This window comes from Mucilaginibacter litoreus (genome assembly GCF_042676805.1).
GTDB lineage: Bacteria > Bacteroidota > Bacteroidia > Sphingobacteriales > Sphingobacteriaceae > Mucilaginibacter > Mucilaginibacter litoreus.
On the sequence record NZ_JBHTHZ010000003.1, the window covers coordinates 419608 to 438694 of the forward strand.

The window sequence follows — 19087 nt, forward strand, 5'->3', positions numbered from 1 at the left end:
TATAACTTAAACTATTAGTAAGCGTATAAGTCATATATCAAATTAACTAACAAAACTTTATTTTGTTAAAATTTGTTAAAAGTAATACTTAAATCATGTTAGTTTTAATTTAGTGAGCACTTTATTTATACTTTTGCAAAACGTATAATAATATGGGTCGAAAATTTACTTATGTTAATTCCTGGGTTACTGTAATTGTGCTTGCAATAGCAGTTAACTTTGCACTTGCAAGGGGAGTTAACGCGCAAAAAAGTGATTCGTCATATATACGTGCCATGAGGGCAAAGTCGGCTAAAGGCTCTTATCTTAAAAACGGCTTACATCTGGCCCTGCCGCCTTTAAAACCGGCAGCTACATCTAACACAAAGCTAAACCTTAACCGGCCTGATGATAAACTGCTTTACAATGTACAGGTATATCCTAACCCGGTTACCGATATTATTAACGTAAAGTACAGCCTTTCCCGCAATGCTTACGTAAACGTTAAGATTATGGATGTATTAGGTAATGATGTACTTACACTGGTATCGCAACGTGTAGATTTTGGCGATCAAAGTGTAAGCTATAACGTTAGCAATAAACTGGCACGTGGCTTTTACTTTGTTCGTATAGTGGTAGGTAACGAGTCTGTGAACAAGCGGATATCCGTGGTATTGTAAATATACCCTATATCTTTTTTATCAATCTTTTTTTCCTGCGGTTTATATAATTTTTAGTTTTGGTGATATTCCACAACTATGAAAATAATTGCAATTGGGCGCAACTATGCCGAACATGCTAAAGAATTAAATAACCCTGTACCAACTACTCCGGTGATATTCATGAAACCGGATACCGCCCTGCTTAAGGATAATAAGCCGTTTTATCATCCGGATTTTTCAGAAGATATCCACCATGAAATTGAAATTGTGCTTAAGATTAGTAAAGAGGGCAAGCATATCAGCGAAAAGTTTGCTTCAAATTATTTTGAAGAGATTGCGCTGGGCGTTGATTTTACCGCCAGGGATATACAGGCTAAACATAAAGAAAAGGGTTTGCCCTGGGAGTTAGCTAAAGCATTTGATAACTCTGCACCGGTAAGCAGTTTTTTGCCAAAATTACAGTTTACGGACTTGTATAATATAAACTTCAATTTAAACATCAACGGCGAAACCCGGCAGCAGGGCAATACCAAAGATCTGTTGTTTTCTTTTGAACGTATCATAGCCTTCGTATCTCAGTATATTACTCTAAAGAAAGGTGATCTGATTTTTACAGGCACACCTGAGGGAGTTGGAAAAGTTGCCGTTGGCGACAGATTGGAAGGATTTTTGGAGGGCGAAAAGCTTATAGATTTTTATGTTAAATAGTTACATCGCTACTTCCACTTATAAAATTTCCCGAGATATAATGTCATTCCGAACGAGGGCCGAAGATGAATTCTGCTCTATATGCAAAAGAGGCAATTCAACTCAAACAAGATTTATCACTGTGGTTCCAAATAACAAATTACTGTTTTTGTTATTAACGTTGCTCACTTCTATATCTGTTAACGCCCAGGATATCATTAAAAGCAAAGCCTATCCGGATACAGTATTCAGATACCCGCTTGACCTACCTCCGGCAACAGCCGGTTCATTTGGTGAGCTTAGGGCAAACCATTTTCATTCAGGATTAGATTTTCGTACAAACCAGCGCACAGGCTATCCGGTACATGCAGTGGCAGATGGTTATATCTCGCGCGTGCGTATACAGTTTGGCGGTTTTGGCAAGGCATTATACATCACTCATCCTAACGGATATACTTCGGTATATGGGCATATTGACGATTTTACGCCTGAAGTAGATAAGTACATCCACGACTATCAGTATAAAAACCAGATCTTTGATGCGGACATAGATGTGCCTACTGATATGTTCCGTGTTAAAAAAGGAGATTTGGTAGCCATATCTGGCAACCAGGGAGCTTCTGCCGGGCCGCACCTCCATTTTGAATTACGGGATGCCGCAACCCAGGAAACCGTTAATCCACAGTTGTTTGGCTTAACCATACCAGATAATATACCGCCTGCGATTTCGGCGATAGGCATCTATCATTTAAATGGTAATCCTTTCAGCGAGAAAACACAAAAAGAAGTTTTAGCAGTAACTGGTGCTAATGGTAACTATCACTTACTAAAGCCCCAGATTTTAAATTTAAGTGGAAACACCGGTTTTGGTATCTCAGTTATCGATAGGAACAGCGCATCTGCTAACCGCAATGGTATATACTCATTGGAGCTGAAACTGGACGGCATGACCATGTACACTTTTTCGGTTGAGCGCTTTGCGTTCGATCAAACCCATGCCATAAACGCCTATATTGATTATCCGGCGTTTGTAACTGCCCGCAGCTGGATGCAAAAATGTTTTATTTTACCCGGCAGCCGCATTACGCTTTATCCGCAATCTGTTAACCGCGGTATTATGGCGTTTAACGATGATAGCCTGCACGATGTTGAGTTTGTAGTAAAAGATGTAGCGGGCAATACATCCACATTGAAGTTAAAGGTACAATCAAATAGTAAAGCGGCTAATAACGAGCCTTCTGCCATACAGGGTACCTTATTTCGCTACGATAAAAAAAGCGAGTTTAAGAATGATAAGGTTAAAGTGACGGTCAGCCCGGGCAACTTGTATGATGATCTTGATTTTAATTATTCGGTATTATCCGCAAAGCCAGGCGCTTACTCAGCCACGCATCATATACACAACAAACTGACGCCTGTTCATGACAGTTATGATCTTTGGATAAAGCCCGATAAAAGCCTTGGCGCTTATGCCGAAAAAGCGGTGATAGTAAACGCTGCAACCGGAGCAATAAACAGTACCTGGGATGATGGCTGGGTAAAGGGCCTTGCCCACACTTTTGGCGATTATTATATTAAGGTAGATACCGTTCCGCCGGTGATACGTCCTTTAAATATTAAAGATGGAAGCAATCTGCAATCGGTAAAGTCTATCAGGCTGCGTATGAGCGATAATCTTTCGGGCATAAAAAGTTATGTGGGTAAGATAGACGGTAAGTGGGTGCTGATTGAATGGGATTACAAAACTAAAATTTTAAGTTATACCTTTGACGATAGAATAGCACCCGGCAAACATACTTTTGAGTTTACGGTTACCGATATGAAAAACAATATATCTGTATTCAAGGCAGAATTTAACCGATAAAAACTATGGCCACACATTTAAAAGAGGGCGATAAAGCTCCCGACTTTACAGCAAATAACCAGAACGGTGAACCAGTTTCGCTATCAGATTATAAAGGTAAAAATGTGATATTATATTTTTATCCAAAAGACGATACCCCGGGCTGTACGGCCGAGTCATGCGATTTTCGCGACAACTACCAGTCGTTATTGGGTGAGGGTTTCGAAGTTATTGGTGTAAGTGTGGATGATGAAAAATCGCACAAAAAATTTGAGACCAAATATCAACTGCCATTTACCCTGATAGCCGATACAGAGCATAGCATTGTTGAAGCTTATGGCGTTTGGGTTGAAAAAAACATGTATGGCAAAAAATACATGGGTACTGCACGCACCACATTTGTGATCAACGGCGACGGACTGATAAAGCATATCATTGAAAAGGTAGATACTAAAGCTTCATCACAGCAGGTATTGGATTTGTTGGGCTAACCAACGATGAAACATATCTCAAACAAAAACGCTTTATATTTATTTAAGAAATAAATTTTAATAGATGGCCATACAGGCAGACGACGAAGAGATACTCAGTAAGTTTAGGGATGAGAAAACCCGTAACGAGGCGTTTAACCTATTACTTAAAAAATATCAGCAAAAAATATACTGGCATGTGCGCCGCATGGTAATTGATCATGACGATGCAGATGATATTACGCAGGATGTGTTTGTAAAAATATGGAAAAACCTGCCTGGCTTTCGTAATGATGCACAGCTTTATACCTGGATGTACCGCATTGCAACCAACGAATGCATCACTTTTCTGAATAAAAAGAAGCAAAAGAACAACGTTTCGCTGGATGATGTGGACTATGAACTGGCTGATACCTTATCAGGATCTGACCAGTTTAGCGGAGACAGGATACAAATGAAATTACAGCAGGCCATACTGACCCTGCCAGATAAACAGCGCCTTGTGTTTAACATGAAGTATTTTGACGACATGAAGTACGAGGATATGAGCGAGGTATTGGGCACCAGCGTAGGTGCTTTAAAAGCATCTTATCATCTTGCTGTGAAAAAGATAGAGAGCTTTATACTATCAAATGATTAATTTTTAAATTAGCATTAAACCTTTTGAAATATTATTCATCTATACGAGTGTATGAAAAGCGATATGGAGAATAAAGAATGGACGGACGATGAAATGTCACTTAAACGGTTTTCAAAAGAAAACCCGTTTACGGTGCCATCCGGCTATTTTGAAGAGGCCGGTCAGCGCATACTGTCCGCAGTAAATATCGAGGGTTTAAAGCAGGATGACACGGGACAAGGTTTTGCCGTGCCTGAAGGCTATTTTGAAAACTTAAGCGCTGATATTCAGAGCAGGATAAACATTGAGGCGATTGCGGCAGCCGATGAACCTGGTTTTACAGTGCCGCCGGGGTATTTTGATCAACTTAGTGAAAATATCCAAAGCCGCATTAACATTGAAGCTGCTATCAATAATGCCGAAACAGGCTTTGCGGTGCCCGAAGCGTATTTTGATAACCTGCAACAGCAGATAAACAGCCGCATTGCCGTAGAAGAGATTTTGCAGAAAAAGCCTGCTTTTGCGGTGCCAGAGAATTACTTTGAACAGTTAAATAAAAACATCCTCAACAAAACCGTTGCCCGCCAGGATGTAATACGTAAAACGATTGTACGTAAACTTTGGGCATCAAATACATTTAAATACGCTACTGCCGCATGTTTGGCTTTAATAATAGGTGCAGGAGCCTTTTTAATGCCGTCACAAAAGCCGGTAACGCATTCGCAAACCTTATTACATACGCAGTTATCACAGATACCAACAGACGAGATAAAAGATTATCTTGACCTGCACTTAGATGCTACTGATAACCGCGAATTAATGGAAAATGGACAGGAGATCAATACAGACGCCCTTACAGAAGATCTGGATGACTATATTGATATAAATTAAAATGAGCAAACTGTTAAAATATATATTTTTATTATTTACTGTGCTGGCTACAACCGGCTATGAAAGCTTTGCGCAGGTAAGTAACTTTCGTAGCACAACCAAAAGCCAGTTAACACCAGAGGCCCGGGCAAGGCGCGTTAAAGTTCAAAAAAAGCTGGTTGCGGCACGTAACCGTTTTATCAGTCAGCAATTATCTTTAACTGATGATGAATCACGTAAATTTTGGCCTGTTTATAACAGGTATCAGGAAGAGCTTACAGCAGTGAAAATACTTAAACGCCTTAATAATTCAAGCGCCTCTACAAATGGTACCGAGCAGATTGATAAAGAAATTGAATACGACAGGCAATTGGTAGAGATCCGGAAAAAGTATCGTGATGAGTTCCTGAAAATACTATCTCCCGAAAAAGTAAGCGAGCTTTATAAAAGCGAAAGTGAGTTTAATCATGAACTCATCAAGCAACTAAGCGAACGCAGCGTAAGGGCGGGGAATTAATTAAGTATTGAAGGATTGAATTAATGAGTTAATTTAATACTGATTCATTAATTGTCGAATTACTGAATTATAGAATTAAATACCATTTTTGCAGTATTCAGTAATTCAATCCTTTACTCATTCAATCCTTCAAAAACCCTCATGCTTACCCTTCGCCAACTTTTTTTAAACAACAACGCACAAACTACTCATTTTCCGCTTTTGCTGGAGTTTGACAGGGCTGAAGGGGCTTATATTTATGAAGAAAGTGGTAAAGCATATATTGATCTGATATCAGGTATTGGGGTAAGCAATTTAGGGCATGGCCACCCAAAGGTTGTGCAGGCTGTTAAAGATCAGGCTGAAAAATATATGCACCTGATGGTGTATGGCGAGTATGTACAAACTCCGCAGGTGCGTTTTGCCGAAAAGCTGACAGGCGTTTTACCCCCCAATTTAAGTTCTGTTTACTTTACTAACTCCGGAGCTGAAGCTGTTGAGGGGGCTATAAAGCTTGCAAAGCGTTATACTGGCAGGGGCAATGTAATCGCCTTTAAAAGCTCTTATCATGGTAGTACCCATGGGGCGCTAAGCGTTATGGGTAACGAGGAGTATAAGCAAGCCTACAGGCCTTTGCTGCCCGGTGTAAATTTTATTGAACTGAATGATGCTGGCGGACTCGAACTGATTACAGAACAAACAGCTTGCGTTATTTTAGAGACTATACAAGGCGAGGCGGGTATACGTGTGCCCGATTATGGGTATATGCAAGCTTTACGCAGCCGTTGCGATGAAACTGGTACCCTGCTTATTTTAGACGAAATACAGGCGGCATTCGGGCGGTCAGGCAAACTGTTTGCCTTTGATCATTACAACATAGTGCCTGATATATTACTGCTTGCCAAGGCGCTTGGCGGTGGTATGCCCATAGGAGCCTTTATTGCATCAGTAAAAATTATGTCGGCTTTAAAAGAAAATCCCATACTTGGGCACATTACTACTTTTGGGGGCCACCCGGTATGCTGTGCAGCCGGCCTTGCAGCATTAGAAGTATTGCTGGAAGATAGATTAATTGACAACGTAGCACAAAAGGAAGCCATCATCAGGGAAAAGCTTATTCATCCATCCATCAAACAAATCAGGGGAAAAGGCCTTATGCTGGCTGTTGAGTTTGAAAGTTTTGAGCTGAACAAAAAAATAATTGATACCTGTATTGAAAATGGTGTAATTACCGACTGGTTTTTACATTGCAGCAATTCGATGCGGTTAGCCCCCCCTTTAATAATTTCTTATAAGCAGCTTAATGATGCGTGCGATGTAATTATGTGTGCGATCTCACAACATGCAGGAATATAAGTGTTTATATTTACATCAGAAACTGCATACATTTAAAAGCATACTTTCTTTGTAAAAACTTGCTTGCAGGGCTATTAAGCGCCATTTATGGTATAGTTTGTGCATATACGTACCTGCCCGGTAAATTTATTGGCTTTATAGAGTTTATAGCTAAGTGGTGTACGCTAAAGTGGATAGTTTTCGGGTCAGGGAGTGTATTCAAAATCGTTCTCCTGTACTTATAAAAGAAACTAACAGGACATTTCACACTATGAAAATTGCATATATATCAACCTATCCTCCGCGCGAGTGCGGTATCGCTACCTTTAACCACAATTTAATGAATGCCATTAATGCTAATTTTCCAGACCGGAAAACCGAGCTTGAAGGTGGATTTGTAGTTGCACTGAATGATTCTGAGAACCTGCAGGAGTATGAATATCCTGCACATGTAAAGTTTGTGGTAAGGCAAAATCATCAGAAGGATTATATACGTGCTGCATCTTTTATTAATACAAGCGATGTTGACGCTTGTATACTTGAGCATGAGTTTGGTATTTATGGGGGCGAAAGCGGCATTTATGTATTGCCGCTAATTAACCGTCTGGAAAAACCGTTGATATCTATATTACACACTGTACTTAAAGACCCAAGCTATGTACAGCGTATAGTGATCAGGGAGATTGCCGAGCAGTCTTCCAAAATTATAGTAATGAGCAAACGGGCTGTTGAATTTTTAACTACTATTTACGATATCCCTGCAGAAAAAATACAGATCATTGAGCATGGTGTGCCAGATCTGGAAGCACCGCAAATTAACCCGGTTAAAAATTTAAGTCAGTTTAAAAACCGCAGGGTTATGCTCACTTTTGGTTTAATAAGCCGTAACAAAGGCTTGGAAACCGTAGTAAAGGCACTGCCTAAAATAGTTGAAAAACATCCGGATGTAATGTACGTGGTGTTAGGCAATACGCACCCGGGTGTGCTTAAAAACTCAGGCGAAGAGTATCGTGATCATTTAAAAAACCTGGCGGCACAATTAAAGGTTTCTGATCATCTTGCATTTATCAATAAGTTTGTTGCCGAGGATGAATTGATCAATTATTTATCAGCATGTGAGGTTTATGTTACACCTTATCTTAACGAAGCGCAAATAACCAGCGGTACCTTATCTTACGCGGTAGGTGCGGGCGCAGCTGTAGTTTCAACACCGTACTGGCATGCTACCGAACTATTGGCTGATGAGCGCGGCAGATTGTTTGATTTTAAAGATGCTGATGAACTGGCCGCTACAGTTAACGAATTGCTGTCTAACAACGCAGCGCTAAAAGAACTTAAACAAAACGCTTACGAATATGGCTTGCATTTGCGCTGGCCGGTAATAGGAGCAGAATATATTAAAGTAGCCCAGGAGTCATCGGCAAGGCACGACTTTAGCGACAAAATATTAAAGAACAGCATTGTTGACCCGGAGATATTACCAAAATTCAGTCTTTCACATGTGCTGCGTTTAACCGATGATACCGGTATTGTGCAGCACGCCAAATACGGCATTCCCAACCTTAAAGAAGGGTACTGCCTTGATGATAACTCCCGTGCGCTGATCATGGCCCTGATGGCCTACCAGCGTAACAAAAGTAATGATGCCTTTAGGTTATTACCTATCTATCTAAGCTATATACATTATATGCAAACCGATGATGGTAACTTCCGTAATTTCCTGAGTTTTGATCGCCGTTACCTGGATGAAGTTGGTTCTGAAGATTCATTTGGGCGTACAATATGGGCTTTAGGGCATCTGATCAGTTGCGCTGCAAGTAACTCATACCGCGAGTTTGCAATGGAGATATTCCATAAATCATATCCGCACTTTCAAAATCTCAGATACCTGAGAGGAATGGCCAATACCATCATTGGTATCTCGCTTTACCTTCAGGTTTACCCAACAGATGAAGGTATGCTTGCCGAATTGGTGCGCCTTACACAGCCACTGATAGACGCTTACGAGAACACCCGCTCTGATGATTGGGAATGGTTTGAAGAGGGCATGACCTATGATAACGCTATACTGCCGCTTGCCTTATTACACTCTTGCGAGATTACAGGCAACCAAAAAGCAAAAAAGGTTGCGCTTAAAACAATGGCTTTCCTGGATAAACTAACCTTGTCTAACGGATACCTGAGCCCTGTAGGTAATGATGGCTGGTATTACCGTGGTGGTACCTTCCCAACGTTTGATCAGCAGGCTATTGAAACAATGGCGATGGTATTGATGCACTTCCAGGCTTACCAGATATTCCGCAAACCAGAGTATATAGAAAAAATGTTCCTGAGCTATAAATGGTTCCTCGGAGAAAATACCTTGCGTGCACCGCTATATGATCATGAAACCAAAGGCTGCTGCGATGGTTTATTGCCCACAGGCATTAACCGTAACCAGGGCGCAGAAAGTACATTAGCTTACTTAATATCTCACTTAACTGTGCTTAAAGCCTTCGAACTTGAATACGAGTATAATAAAATAAACCAGAAGGTAAAGATCTGCTAACCATGAAGGCTGCTATATTAGCCCCCGTTGCCTGGCGCACACCGCCCAGGCACTACGGGCCGTGGGAACAGGTAGCCTCTAACATTGCCGAAGGTTTGATTAAACTGGGGGTAGATGTTACTTTGTTTGCCACCGGAGATTCTATAACCGCCGGTAAGCTTGATGCTATTTGTGAGCAGGGATATGAAGAAGACCGCACACAGGATGCAAAAGTTTTGGAGTGCCTGCACATCAGTAACCTGATGGAGAAAGCGCATGAGTTTGATATTATTCATAATAATTTCGATTTTTTGCCGCTCACTTACTCCGGGCTGATCAATACGCCGGTAATTACTACTATACATGGCTTCTCATCTCCTAAAATTATACCTGTTTACAAAAAGTATAACACGCGCGGCCATTACGTATCGATAAGTAATGCCGACCGAAGTGCCGAACTTGAATACTTGGCCACTGTTTATAACGGGCTGGATACTGCCGATTTCAAATTCAACGCTCATCCGCAGGACTACCTGCTTTACTTCGGCCGGATACATCATGATAAGGGAGCGGCAGAAGCTATTGAGATTGCCAAAAAAGCGAATAAAAAACTGCTTATTGCAGGTATTATACAAGATCAGAATTACTGGAAAGAAAAGGTTGAGCCGCACCTTAACGAGCAGATAATTTATGTAGGTGCTGCCGGGCCTGACAAGCGCAACGAGCTTTTGGGCAATGCAGCCGCTTTGCTGCATCCCATCAATTTTGCCGAACCATTTGGCATGAGTGTAGCCGAATCTATGTTATGCGGTACACCGGTTATTGCTTTTAACAAAGGATCTATGCCGGAGTTGATACAGCATGAAAAGACGGGTTTTCTGGTGAATGATGTTGAAGAGGCCGTTGAAACCATAGGTCAACTGAGCAGCATCGACAGGCAGTACTGTACCAATTGGGCATCTTCCAGGTTTTCTAAAGAAAAAATGGTGGCGGATTATTTTGAACTGTACAGGCGAATATTAAATGTATAGCGTGTTATATCACTAATAATTATTGCCCAGGTAAATTATTCTTGGTTAAACTAAACCATCAATCTGATCTTTTATCAAACCTAAGCAATAAGTAAAAAGTTATAAGATATATATTCGGCATATTGTACTATTATGCTTAGTTTTGCACCGTTTACAACATTGGTATTCTCATGGATCGCCTCAATTATATAAATAGCGGAAACGCTGCCTACATAAACTCATTATACGAAGCTTATCAACAAGACCCGGAATCGGTAGATTACGGCTGGCAAAAGTTTTTTGAAGGTTTTCAGTTTGGGCAGGATAATGCAGCTCCTGATGCCGGTACCGCTACCGCCACTCCCGAGCACTTTTTAAAAGAAATTAACGTAATGAATATGATAAATGGCTACCGCACACGTGGCCATTTGTTTACTAAAACCAACCCCGTTCGCGAGCGCCGCAAATATTATCCGGGTAAAGAGCTTGAAACTTTTGGTTTAAGCAATGCTGACTTGGATACCGTTTTTAACGCAGGTGTTGAAGTTGGCCTTGGCCCTGCAAAGCTTAAGGATATCCGGCAGTTATTAGAAGATACTTATTGCCAGGCAATAGGTGCCGAGTATCGTTATATCCGCAATCCCATAAAAATAAAATGGTTTGAGGACCGGATGGAGAAAAATAGGAATACCCCTCAATTCAACGCCAACGAGAAAAAACTTATGCTGGCAAAACTGAATGAGGCTGTTGCTTTTGAAAACTTTTTAGGTACCAAATTTTTAGGCCAGAAACGGTTTTCGCTCGAGGGTGCGGAAGCGCTTATACCAGCCCTTGATTCGGTTATAAAAAAAGGATCTGAACTGGGTATAGAAGAGTTTACTATTGGTATGGCCCATCGCGGCCGTTTAAATGTACTTACCAATATCATGGAGAAAACCTATAAAGAGGTGTTCTCTGAATTTGAAGGTAAAACTTATGATTCATCATCACCGTTTGGCGGCGACGTAAAATATCACCTGGGTTACTCTACAGATATTGAAACCAAACAAGGCAAAAAGGTTCACCTTAGCCTTTGCCCTAACCCTTCGCACCTCGAGGCGGTAGACCCCGTAGTTGAAGGTATAACCCGCTCGAAAATTGATTTTAAATACAAGGGCGATCACTCTAAGATAGCACCTATACTGATACATGGCGATGCTTCGATTGCAGGCCAGGGCATAGTGTACGAGGTATTACAAATGGAAAAGCTGGACGGTTACAGTACCGGCGGTACCATACACCTGGTAATTAACAACCAGATAGGTTTTACCACAAATTATAAAGACGCACGTTCAAGCACTTACTGTACAGATGTGGCTAAAACCGTTCTATCTCCCGTTTTTCATGTTAACGGTGATGATGTTGAGGCCCTGGTATACGTAATTAACTTTGCAATGGAATATCGCCAGGTGTTTAACGAGGATGTATTTATAGATATACTTTGCTATCGCCGTTATGGCCATAATGAAGCTGATGAACCTAAGTTTACTCAGCCTTTACTATATAAAGCAATTGAGGGCCATCCTAACCCGCTGCAGATATACAGTAAGAAGCTTATAGCGGAGGGTACTGTTGACGAGCAATATGTTAAAGCATTGGAAAAAGATTTCCGTGCCGAACTGCAGAAAATGCTGGATGAAGCTAAAGCTTCTGACAGGTTTACCGATACCATCCCGATGTTTGAAGGCGCCTGGAAGGGTTTACACCTGGCAAATCACAGCGAATTCATCAGCACGCCAGATACATCAGTAAGCGAAGAAGTTATCAATGAGATAGGTAACGCAATTACTACCCTGCCTAAGGAAAAGGCTTTCTTTAAAAAGATTGAAAAACTTTTTGAGGACCGTAAAGCTATGGTTAACAATACCAAGGTTTTTGACTGGGCAATGGGCGAACAATTAGCTTACGGCACTTTGCTTAAAGATGGTTTCCCGGTAAGGCTGAGCGGTGAGGACGTAAAACGCGGTACATTCTCGCATCGCCATGCGGTACTAACCCTGGTTGATTCTGAGGAGGAATATACCCCTCTTGAAACTATTGACACTAAGGCAAAATTAAGTATATACAACTCTTTACTTTCCGAGTATGGCGTTTTAGGCTTTGAATATGGTTACGCTTTGGCTAACCCCAATGCCTTAACCATTTGGGAAGCGCAGTTTGGTGACTTTTTTAATGGCGCGCAAATTATAGTTGATCAATATATTGCCAGTGCCGAAACCAAATGGCAGCGTGGCAATGGTTTGGTAATGCTGCTGCCGCACGGCTACGAGGGGCAGGGGCCTGAGCACTCATCGGCACGTGTTGAAAGGTTTTTAGAGCTTTGCGCCGACGATAACATACAGATTGCTAACTGTACAACTCCTGCAAACTTCTTCCATATTTTAAGAAGGCAGATGCACCGCAGTTTCCGTAAACCTCTGATTATTTTTACGCCAAAGAGTTTATTGCGTAGCCCTAACTGCATGTCGCCGCTTGAAGAATTTACAAATGGTAAGTTCCACGAGTTGATTGATGATAACTATGCTGATCCGAAAAAAGTAAAACGTGTTTTACTTTGCACCGGAAAAATATATTACGATCTGCTGGAAAAACAACAGGCAGATAAACGTAAAGATGTTGCTATAGTGCGTATAGAACAGCTTTACCCAACCCCGGTACAGCAGATACTAAAAGTTAAACTCAGATACGAGAAAGCGACAGAGTTTTACTGGGTACAGGAAGAACCCGAAAATATGGGTGCGTGGCCGTACATTTGCCGCAAATTCCATGATGAGAAATACCTGAGTATCAAAGTAATTTCCCGTTTAGAAGGTAGCAGTACCGCAACAGGTTATGCCAAGCAGCATGCTGCACAACAACTGCATATTATATCAAAAGCTTTTGAAGCACCTGCAGGTAAAAAGGTTAAAGAAACGGTAAAAAAAACCACTGCTAAAATGGCTGATGCCGGTGCGGATTAACGCTGGAGATTAGGGATTGGTGAATAGGGGGGTATACTGACTATTTACCACTAACAACTCACTATAAAAACTTACAACTTACTTAAAATATGAGTTTAGAAATAAAAGTTCCGCCGGTAGGCGAATCAATTACAGAAGTAACTCTGGCATCCTGGAAAAAAAAGGATGGCGACCATGTAGAAATGGACGAAGTGATTGCCGAGTTGGAATCTGATAAGGCAACATTTGAGCTTACTGCCGAAAAAGCAGGAACTTTAAAAACCGCCGCTGCAGAAGGCGATACTTTAGCCATTGGCGCTGTAGTAGCAACTATCGAAGAAGGAGGGGCATCATCAGAAGAGAAAGCGCCTGCCGCGTCTGCATCTGCTTCGGCAGGTAACGAGCCGGCCAAAGCCGAAAGCCCTGAAGTACCCGCTAACGGCTACGCGCCTGCACCTGCGCAAGGTGGCGGCGATGCTATTGAAATAAAAGTGCCACCTGTAGGCGAATCTATTACGGAGGTAACCCTTTCCCGCTGGATCAAAAAAGATGGCGAAGCGGTAGAAATGGACGAGGCTATTGCCGAACTGGAATCTGATAAAGCAACTTTTGAATTAACTGCCGAGAAAGCCGGAACATTAAAAACACTGGCAAACGAAGGTGATACCTTGCCTATTGGCGCTGTGGTTTGTAAAATTGAAGGCGGCGCATCAGCAGCTTCATCTGCAACTCCTACCCAGGTTACGCCAAGCATGGCCGACCAGGTTAATGAGTCGCCGCAGACTTCACCATCTAAAGGAACTACTTATGCATCGGGCACACCATCTCCTGCTGCCGCGAAAATATTAGCCGAAAAAGGCGTTGATCCTAATGCAGTAAATGGAACAGGTGTTGACGGCCGCATTACCAAAGGTGATGCGCTTAACGCACAGGCCGCTGCTCAAAAGCCAAAAGCAGAAGGACAAAAACCGGCTGCTCCTGCTCCTGCTACTCCTACGCCGCAAGGCCCGCGAAGTGACCGCCGCGAGAAGATGTCGTCATTGCGCAAAACAGTTGCTAAACGCTTAGTGGCCGTTAAAAATGAAACAGCGATGCTGACCACCTTTAACGAAGTGGATATGTCGCCGATAATGGAACTGCGCGGCAAATACAAAGATAAATTTAAAGAGAAACACGGCGTTGGACTTGGCTTTATGTCGTTCTTTACCAAAGCGGTTACCGAAGCCCTTAAAGAGTGGCCTGCGGTAGGTGCGCGTATAGAAGGTGAAGAAGTGGTGTACAGCAACTTTGCTGATATATCAATCGCGGTATCGGCCCCTAAAGGTCTGGTGGTTCCTGTTATCCGCAATGCCGAAAGCATGAGCCTTGCCGAAATTGAAAAGGCTATCGTGGTGCTGGCCGGCAAAGCCCGCGAAAACAAACTGACCATCGATGAAATGACCGGCGGTACATTTACCATCACTAATGGGGGCGTGTTCGGCTCAATGATGTCTACGCCGATCATCAACGCGCCGCAATCAGCTATTTTGGGTATGCACAACATTGTTGAGCGCCCGGTAGCGGTAAACGGCCAGGTGGTAATCCGTCCGATGATGTACCTGGCATTATCTTACGATCACCGTATCATTGACGGCCGCGAATCAGTAAGCTTCCTGGTACGTGTTAAACAACTGCTGGAAGACCCTGCAAGGTTACTTTTAGGAGTTTAAGATTTTATACATATTAAACAGTAAAGCCCCGACTTGTCGGGGCTTTACTGTTTATAGATTTTTTCACTGGGAACGGTAGAGAAATGATCTTAGTGAGGTCGCTTTCCCAGTGAGATTGCTTCGTTCCTCGCAATGACGGACAGGTTAAAGAATCTGACAAACCCAACGCCACCTTCTTAGCATGCGGCATTGTCAGATTGCGGGTAGCAAAGGCGTTGCAATACCATTGACTTTCATAGCAAGCTGGCGTAGCCGCGAGTTTTATTAACATGTAGTTGTTTCCTAATGGTATTAATGAGCTCGCTAACGCTCGGTTCTTTGGTTACTTTTTTTTGCGGAAAAAGAAAGTGACATCCACTGACAATCAACAAAGCAAACCCATTCCTAACAAAGAATGAACAAGCATGTCATTGCAAACAATAGTGAAGCAATTTCAGAGGACAAGCCGAAGTGCTGAGATCGCCTCTTCGTAATAGTTACACCAACTTCCTCATCGCCATTATATACCCTATATGCAAACCCTCATGAAAAGGCAAGAAAGCTATGGCTTCATCAATATTACTGATTGATACGCCATAGCGGGTGGTCCAGGTGGGGTAGTTGGTAAAAATGCCTGCTTTGTAATCTTGCTCTAATTGGTTTATACTGGTCACCATCAAGGTCTTGATCTGTTCAAATTTCTGTTCGGTTACAGGACCTTCAGGCTTGCTATCCGGTTTGTATCGCTGGAAAAAGGCATCATCTACCCAAGTGTCCAGTCCGGCGCGTTTATAGCAAACGCCTTGCTGTGCAGCTATCATGTGGCCAAGGTTCCAGATGATGTTGTTGTTATAACCAGCCGGTATTTGATTAAGCTGATCAAGTGTAAACGCGTTTAAGGTTTCAATAATTGTTTTACGAGGGTGCCTGATGATATCCAGTTGTTTTTCGAGCATAATCTATTTGTCTTAGCGGCAAAAGTATAATAATCTGCATAATTAACGTTATTGCGCTTAGTGCATTTGTTTTACCTTTGCTGCACTTATTTGAGTAGATGACAGGCGTTAAAAATCAACCGGCATATAATAATAAACCCATTTGGTATTTCATCGCCTGCTGGACATTATTAAACATTTTGCAGGCATGCACGCTTGAAATACATGCCGACGAGGCATACTACTGGCTATACTCGCGCTTTTTAGATTGGGGTTACTTTGATCACCCGCCTATGGCCGCGCTTTTTATAAAAGCCGGTTATGCACTTTTCCAAAATGAGTTTGGCGCCCGGCTGCTAACTATCATTTGCAGCAGCGCAGGGCTTTATATTTTGTGGCTGATAGCACGGCAGTACGCAATAAAGCCAATATGGTTTATACTGATAACCTCCTGTTTATTTATCTTACATATTTACGGGTTTACCTCGACGCCTGATGTACCGCTGCTGTTTTTTACTATACTGTTTTATTACATAGTTAAGCAGTATCTTGAAGCCGATGGCATTAAGCTGGCTTTTTTGCTGGCTATCATCATCGCTTGTTTATTGTACAGCAAATATCATGGGCTTTTACTGGTGATCTTTACCGTACTGGCAAACCCAGCTTTGTTTAAGCGTAAAAGCTTCTGGTTGATTGCTATACTTTCGCTGATATTGTTTATACCACATATATGGTGGCAAGTCAGTAATGGTTATCCATCGTTAAATTTCCATCTTTTCGACCGGTCTGCCGCAAGATATAAGCTGCATTATACAACAGATTATCCGCTGCTGCAGTTAGCCATGAGTGGCCCTTTCATGGGGTGGTTTATTTTTTATTCCGCCTTTAAAAACCGCATAACCGATAGCTTTAAACGTACACTGGTAGTAAACGCTGCCGGGATATTTCTTTTCTTCTTATTAAATACACTAAAGGGAAAGGTAGAGGCACACTGGCCGCTTATAGGATATGTTCCGCTGCTGTTACTATCGCTCATTTATATCAATACATCTCACAAAAACTTTAAGTGGCTGAAGGTATTAGCCATCGTTAACGTAGGTTTTATTCTGCTGGTACGTTTTGCGGTGATGATAGGTTTTGAGCCGATAAAAAAGTTTGAACAGATAAAAAGCTACTTTGGGTTTAAGGAATGGGCGCACCTGGTCAAACAAAAAGCAGGCAATAGCTATGTGGTAATGAGCGAAGGTTTTCAGAACCCGAGTAAATACGATTTTTATAATAACACTACCAAGGGCTTCAGCTACGATGCGCGTGATTATCGCCTTACGCAATTTGATCTGTTGCCCTTAGAAGAACGGATGCAGCATAAACGCGTATATCTGTTATCGGGTGTGTGGAACACCAATTTCACCACGGATACCATTACCTGCACCGCAGGTACCTGGTATGGTGGCTGGATCGAGGATTTCCGTACTTATCAAAAAATAAAGATAGATGCGGGGATAAAGCAGGTCACAGCTAAACCCGAGCAAACTTTGCAATTTGACTTGCTGATAACTAATCCTTACCCTTATACCGTTAATTTTACCAACCAGAATGTAAAGCATGCGGTTGTGCTTGAGACCTGTTTTTTTGAGCGCAGGGATGCTGTTGATATACAAGCCACAGATAACTCATTTAATAATATTGTGCTGAAAAGCGGCGGTAGTACTCATTTTAAAGTTACGGCTAAGGCGCCTTTTAAAAAGGGGACGTATGACTTGTTTTTCTCTATCCGTACGCATCCTTTCAACGGCAGCCGTAACAGCCACTTTATAAAATTGATAGTTGAATAATAAATTACATGATCAAAAAATTATACTTAAGTATATTAGTTTTATCGCTTAGCGTGGTTATGGTAAAAGCTCAGAATGTTGATCTGCACGTCAACGGTATGGGTTTTTTTGATAACCGCGAGTACAAAGAATTTACAGCCCGTTCGCGTACCTACTCGGGTATCCGTACAACAGTGGATGTAGGTTTTAACATCGATAGCAATAACCATTTTGTGGCAGGGGCTAATATGCTGCATGAGTTTGGGGGAAAGCCTTTCTTTGTTAAGGTTGATCCGGTAATTTATTACAGCTTTACCGGCAAGCAATGGCTGTTCAACGCGGGCGCTTTTTCGCGGGAAGGGCTATTAACCGATTATCCGCGAGCTATGCTCAACGATACTCTAAGGTATTACCGCCCCAACGTAGAGGGTTTACTGACACGATTTAAAAGCAGTAAGGTAACCGAAACGGTTTGGATAGACTGGCTAAGCCGCCAAACGGCTACCGACAGGGAGCAATTCCTGTTTGGCTTTTCCGGTAAATATCAACCTTGGTCAAACGGGCCATTATATTTGGCACATTATGCCTTCATGCTTCATGATGCAGGGGCGGCTGTACTGGTCCCGGACGATCATATAACTGACAATGGGGCTGCTCAGATTAAACTTGGCGCGAATTTTAGCCATAAAACCGTTTTCGATTCGCTGAATGTTGAAGCAGGCGGCATGATGTCATTTGAGCGTGTGAGGGGAGTGGATGGCTTTAAAAAGCCGGCTGGTTTTGTAGCAAACGCTTACTTAAGCTATAAACGATTTGCCTTGTTTGATGAATTTTACAAAGGCGATGGCCACCACATTATTTATGGAGATGCTTATTACCAGTATAAAACCTACAACCGCCTTGATATTATTTACACGCCTTTTATTGCAAAAGGCCTGCGCGGTCAGTTCGTACTAAGCTTCCATCAAACACCGGGTAAAAGCAGTAACCAGGAAGCCTTCAGGCTGGTGTATGATATTGGCAGAAAGAACCTTGTCCGGTTTAAGGATTAAAACAATTTATTATAAAGAGAGGCCGTCTCATAAGTCATTATGAGGTGGCCTCTTTTTGTTTGGATTGGGTTAGTTAACAGTAAGGCTGGACCGTGTCAGCTTGCTTTATTCTTTTCGGGATG

General features: G+C 42.1%; 15 protein-coding genes. 14 read left to right on the plus strand and 1 reads right to left on the minus strand.

Features of this window, described 5'->3' with window-relative positions; all coding sequences use genetic code 11:
* Nucleotides 1–152: 152 nt before the first annotated feature.
* From ACFQZX_RS07830 to odhB, 12 genes are all read left to right on the plus strand, one after another.
* A complete protein-coding gene (locus ACFQZX_RS07830; RefSeq protein ID WP_377113422.1) occupies nucleotides 153–659 on the plus strand; it encodes a T9SS type A sorting domain-containing protein in 507 nt (168 codons plus the stop codon).
* A 78-nt stretch (nucleotides 660–737) separates the two neighbouring features.
* Nucleotides 738–1349: a fumarylacetoacetate hydrolase family protein gene (locus ACFQZX_RS07835; protein WP_377113424.1), complete on the plus strand. Its 612-nt coding sequence runs from the start codon at nucleotides 738–740 to the stop codon at nucleotides 1347–1349.
* A gap of 40 nt (nucleotides 1350–1389) precedes the next feature.
* A complete protein-coding gene (locus ACFQZX_RS07840) occupies nucleotides 1390–3192 on the plus strand; it encodes a M23 family metallopeptidase (RefSeq protein ID WP_377113426.1) in 1803 nt (600 codons plus the stop codon).
* Nucleotides 3193–3197: 5 nt separating this feature from the next.
* Nucleotides 3198–3662, plus strand: a complete 465-nt coding sequence (gene bcp, locus ACFQZX_RS07845; RefSeq protein ID WP_377113429.1) for a thioredoxin-dependent thiol peroxidase — start codon at nucleotides 3198–3200, stop codon at nucleotides 3660–3662.
* Nucleotides 3663–3726: 64 nt separating this feature from the next.
* Entirely contained in the window at nucleotides 3727–4281 is a 555-nt protein-coding gene (locus ACFQZX_RS07850) for an RNA polymerase sigma factor (protein WP_377113431.1), read from the plus strand.
* 51 nt (nucleotides 4282–4332) lie between these two features.
* Nucleotides 4333–5151: a hypothetical protein gene (locus ACFQZX_RS07855; protein ID WP_377113434.1), complete on the plus strand. Its 819-nt coding sequence runs from the start codon at nucleotides 4333–4335 to the stop codon at nucleotides 5149–5151.
* 1 nt (nucleotide 5152) lies between these two features.
* A complete protein-coding gene (locus ACFQZX_RS07860) occupies nucleotides 5153–5647 on the plus strand; it encodes a hypothetical protein (RefSeq protein WP_377113436.1) in 495 nt (164 codons plus the stop codon).
* 141 nt (nucleotides 5648–5788) lie between these two features.
* Entirely contained in the window at nucleotides 5789–6982 is a 1194-nt protein-coding gene (locus tag ACFQZX_RS07865) for an aspartate aminotransferase family protein (protein ID WP_377113438.1), read from the plus strand.
* Nucleotides 6983–7232: 250 nt separating this feature from the next.
* Nucleotides 7233–9509 (plus strand): glycosyltransferase family 4 protein, encoded by a 2277-nt coding sequence (locus ACFQZX_RS07870; protein ID WP_377113440.1) that lies wholly within the window; start codon nucleotides 7233–7235, stop codon nucleotides 9507–9509.
* 2 nt (nucleotides 9510–9511) lie between these two features.
* The gene (locus tag ACFQZX_RS07875; RefSeq protein ID WP_377113443.1) at nucleotides 9512–10519 is read left to right on the plus strand and encodes a glycosyltransferase family 4 protein; all 1008 of its coding nucleotides are present in this window, start codon (nucleotides 9512–9514) and stop codon (nucleotides 10517–10519) included.
* Between the two features lie 170 nt (nucleotides 10520–10689).
* On the plus strand, nucleotides 10690–13497 hold the full coding sequence (locus tag ACFQZX_RS07880; protein WP_377113445.1) for a 2-oxoglutarate dehydrogenase E1 component: 2808 nt from the start codon (nucleotides 10690–10692) through the stop codon (nucleotides 13495–13497).
* A gap of 89 nt (nucleotides 13498–13586) precedes the next feature.
* Nucleotides 13587–15185 (plus strand): 2-oxoglutarate dehydrogenase complex dihydrolipoyllysine-residue succinyltransferase, encoded by a 1599-nt coding sequence (odhB, locus tag ACFQZX_RS07885; protein ID WP_377113448.1) that lies wholly within the window; start codon nucleotides 13587–13589, stop codon nucleotides 15183–15185.
* 476 nt (nucleotides 15186–15661) lie between these two features.
* Here odhB and ACFQZX_RS07890 read toward each other — a convergent pair whose 3' ends face one another.
* The gene (locus ACFQZX_RS07890) at nucleotides 15662–16120 is read right to left on the minus strand and encodes a DinB family protein (RefSeq protein ID WP_377113451.1); all 459 of its coding nucleotides are present in this window, start codon (nucleotides 16118–16120) and stop codon (nucleotides 15662–15664) included.
* Between the two features lie 98 nt (nucleotides 16121–16218).
* On the opposite strand from ACFQZX_RS07890, the gene ACFQZX_RS07895 reads away from it, so the two are divergent.
* Complete coding sequence (locus ACFQZX_RS07895; protein ID WP_377113454.1) at nucleotides 16219–17934, plus strand: ArnT family glycosyltransferase; 1716 nt, start codon at nucleotides 16219–16221, stop codon at nucleotides 17932–17934.
* A gap of 8 nt (nucleotides 17935–17942) precedes the next feature.
* Nucleotides 17943–18965, plus strand: a complete 1023-nt coding sequence (locus tag ACFQZX_RS07900) for a hypothetical protein (protein WP_377113456.1) — start codon at nucleotides 17943–17945, stop codon at nucleotides 18963–18965.
* Nucleotides 18966–19087: the final 122 nt, after the last annotated feature.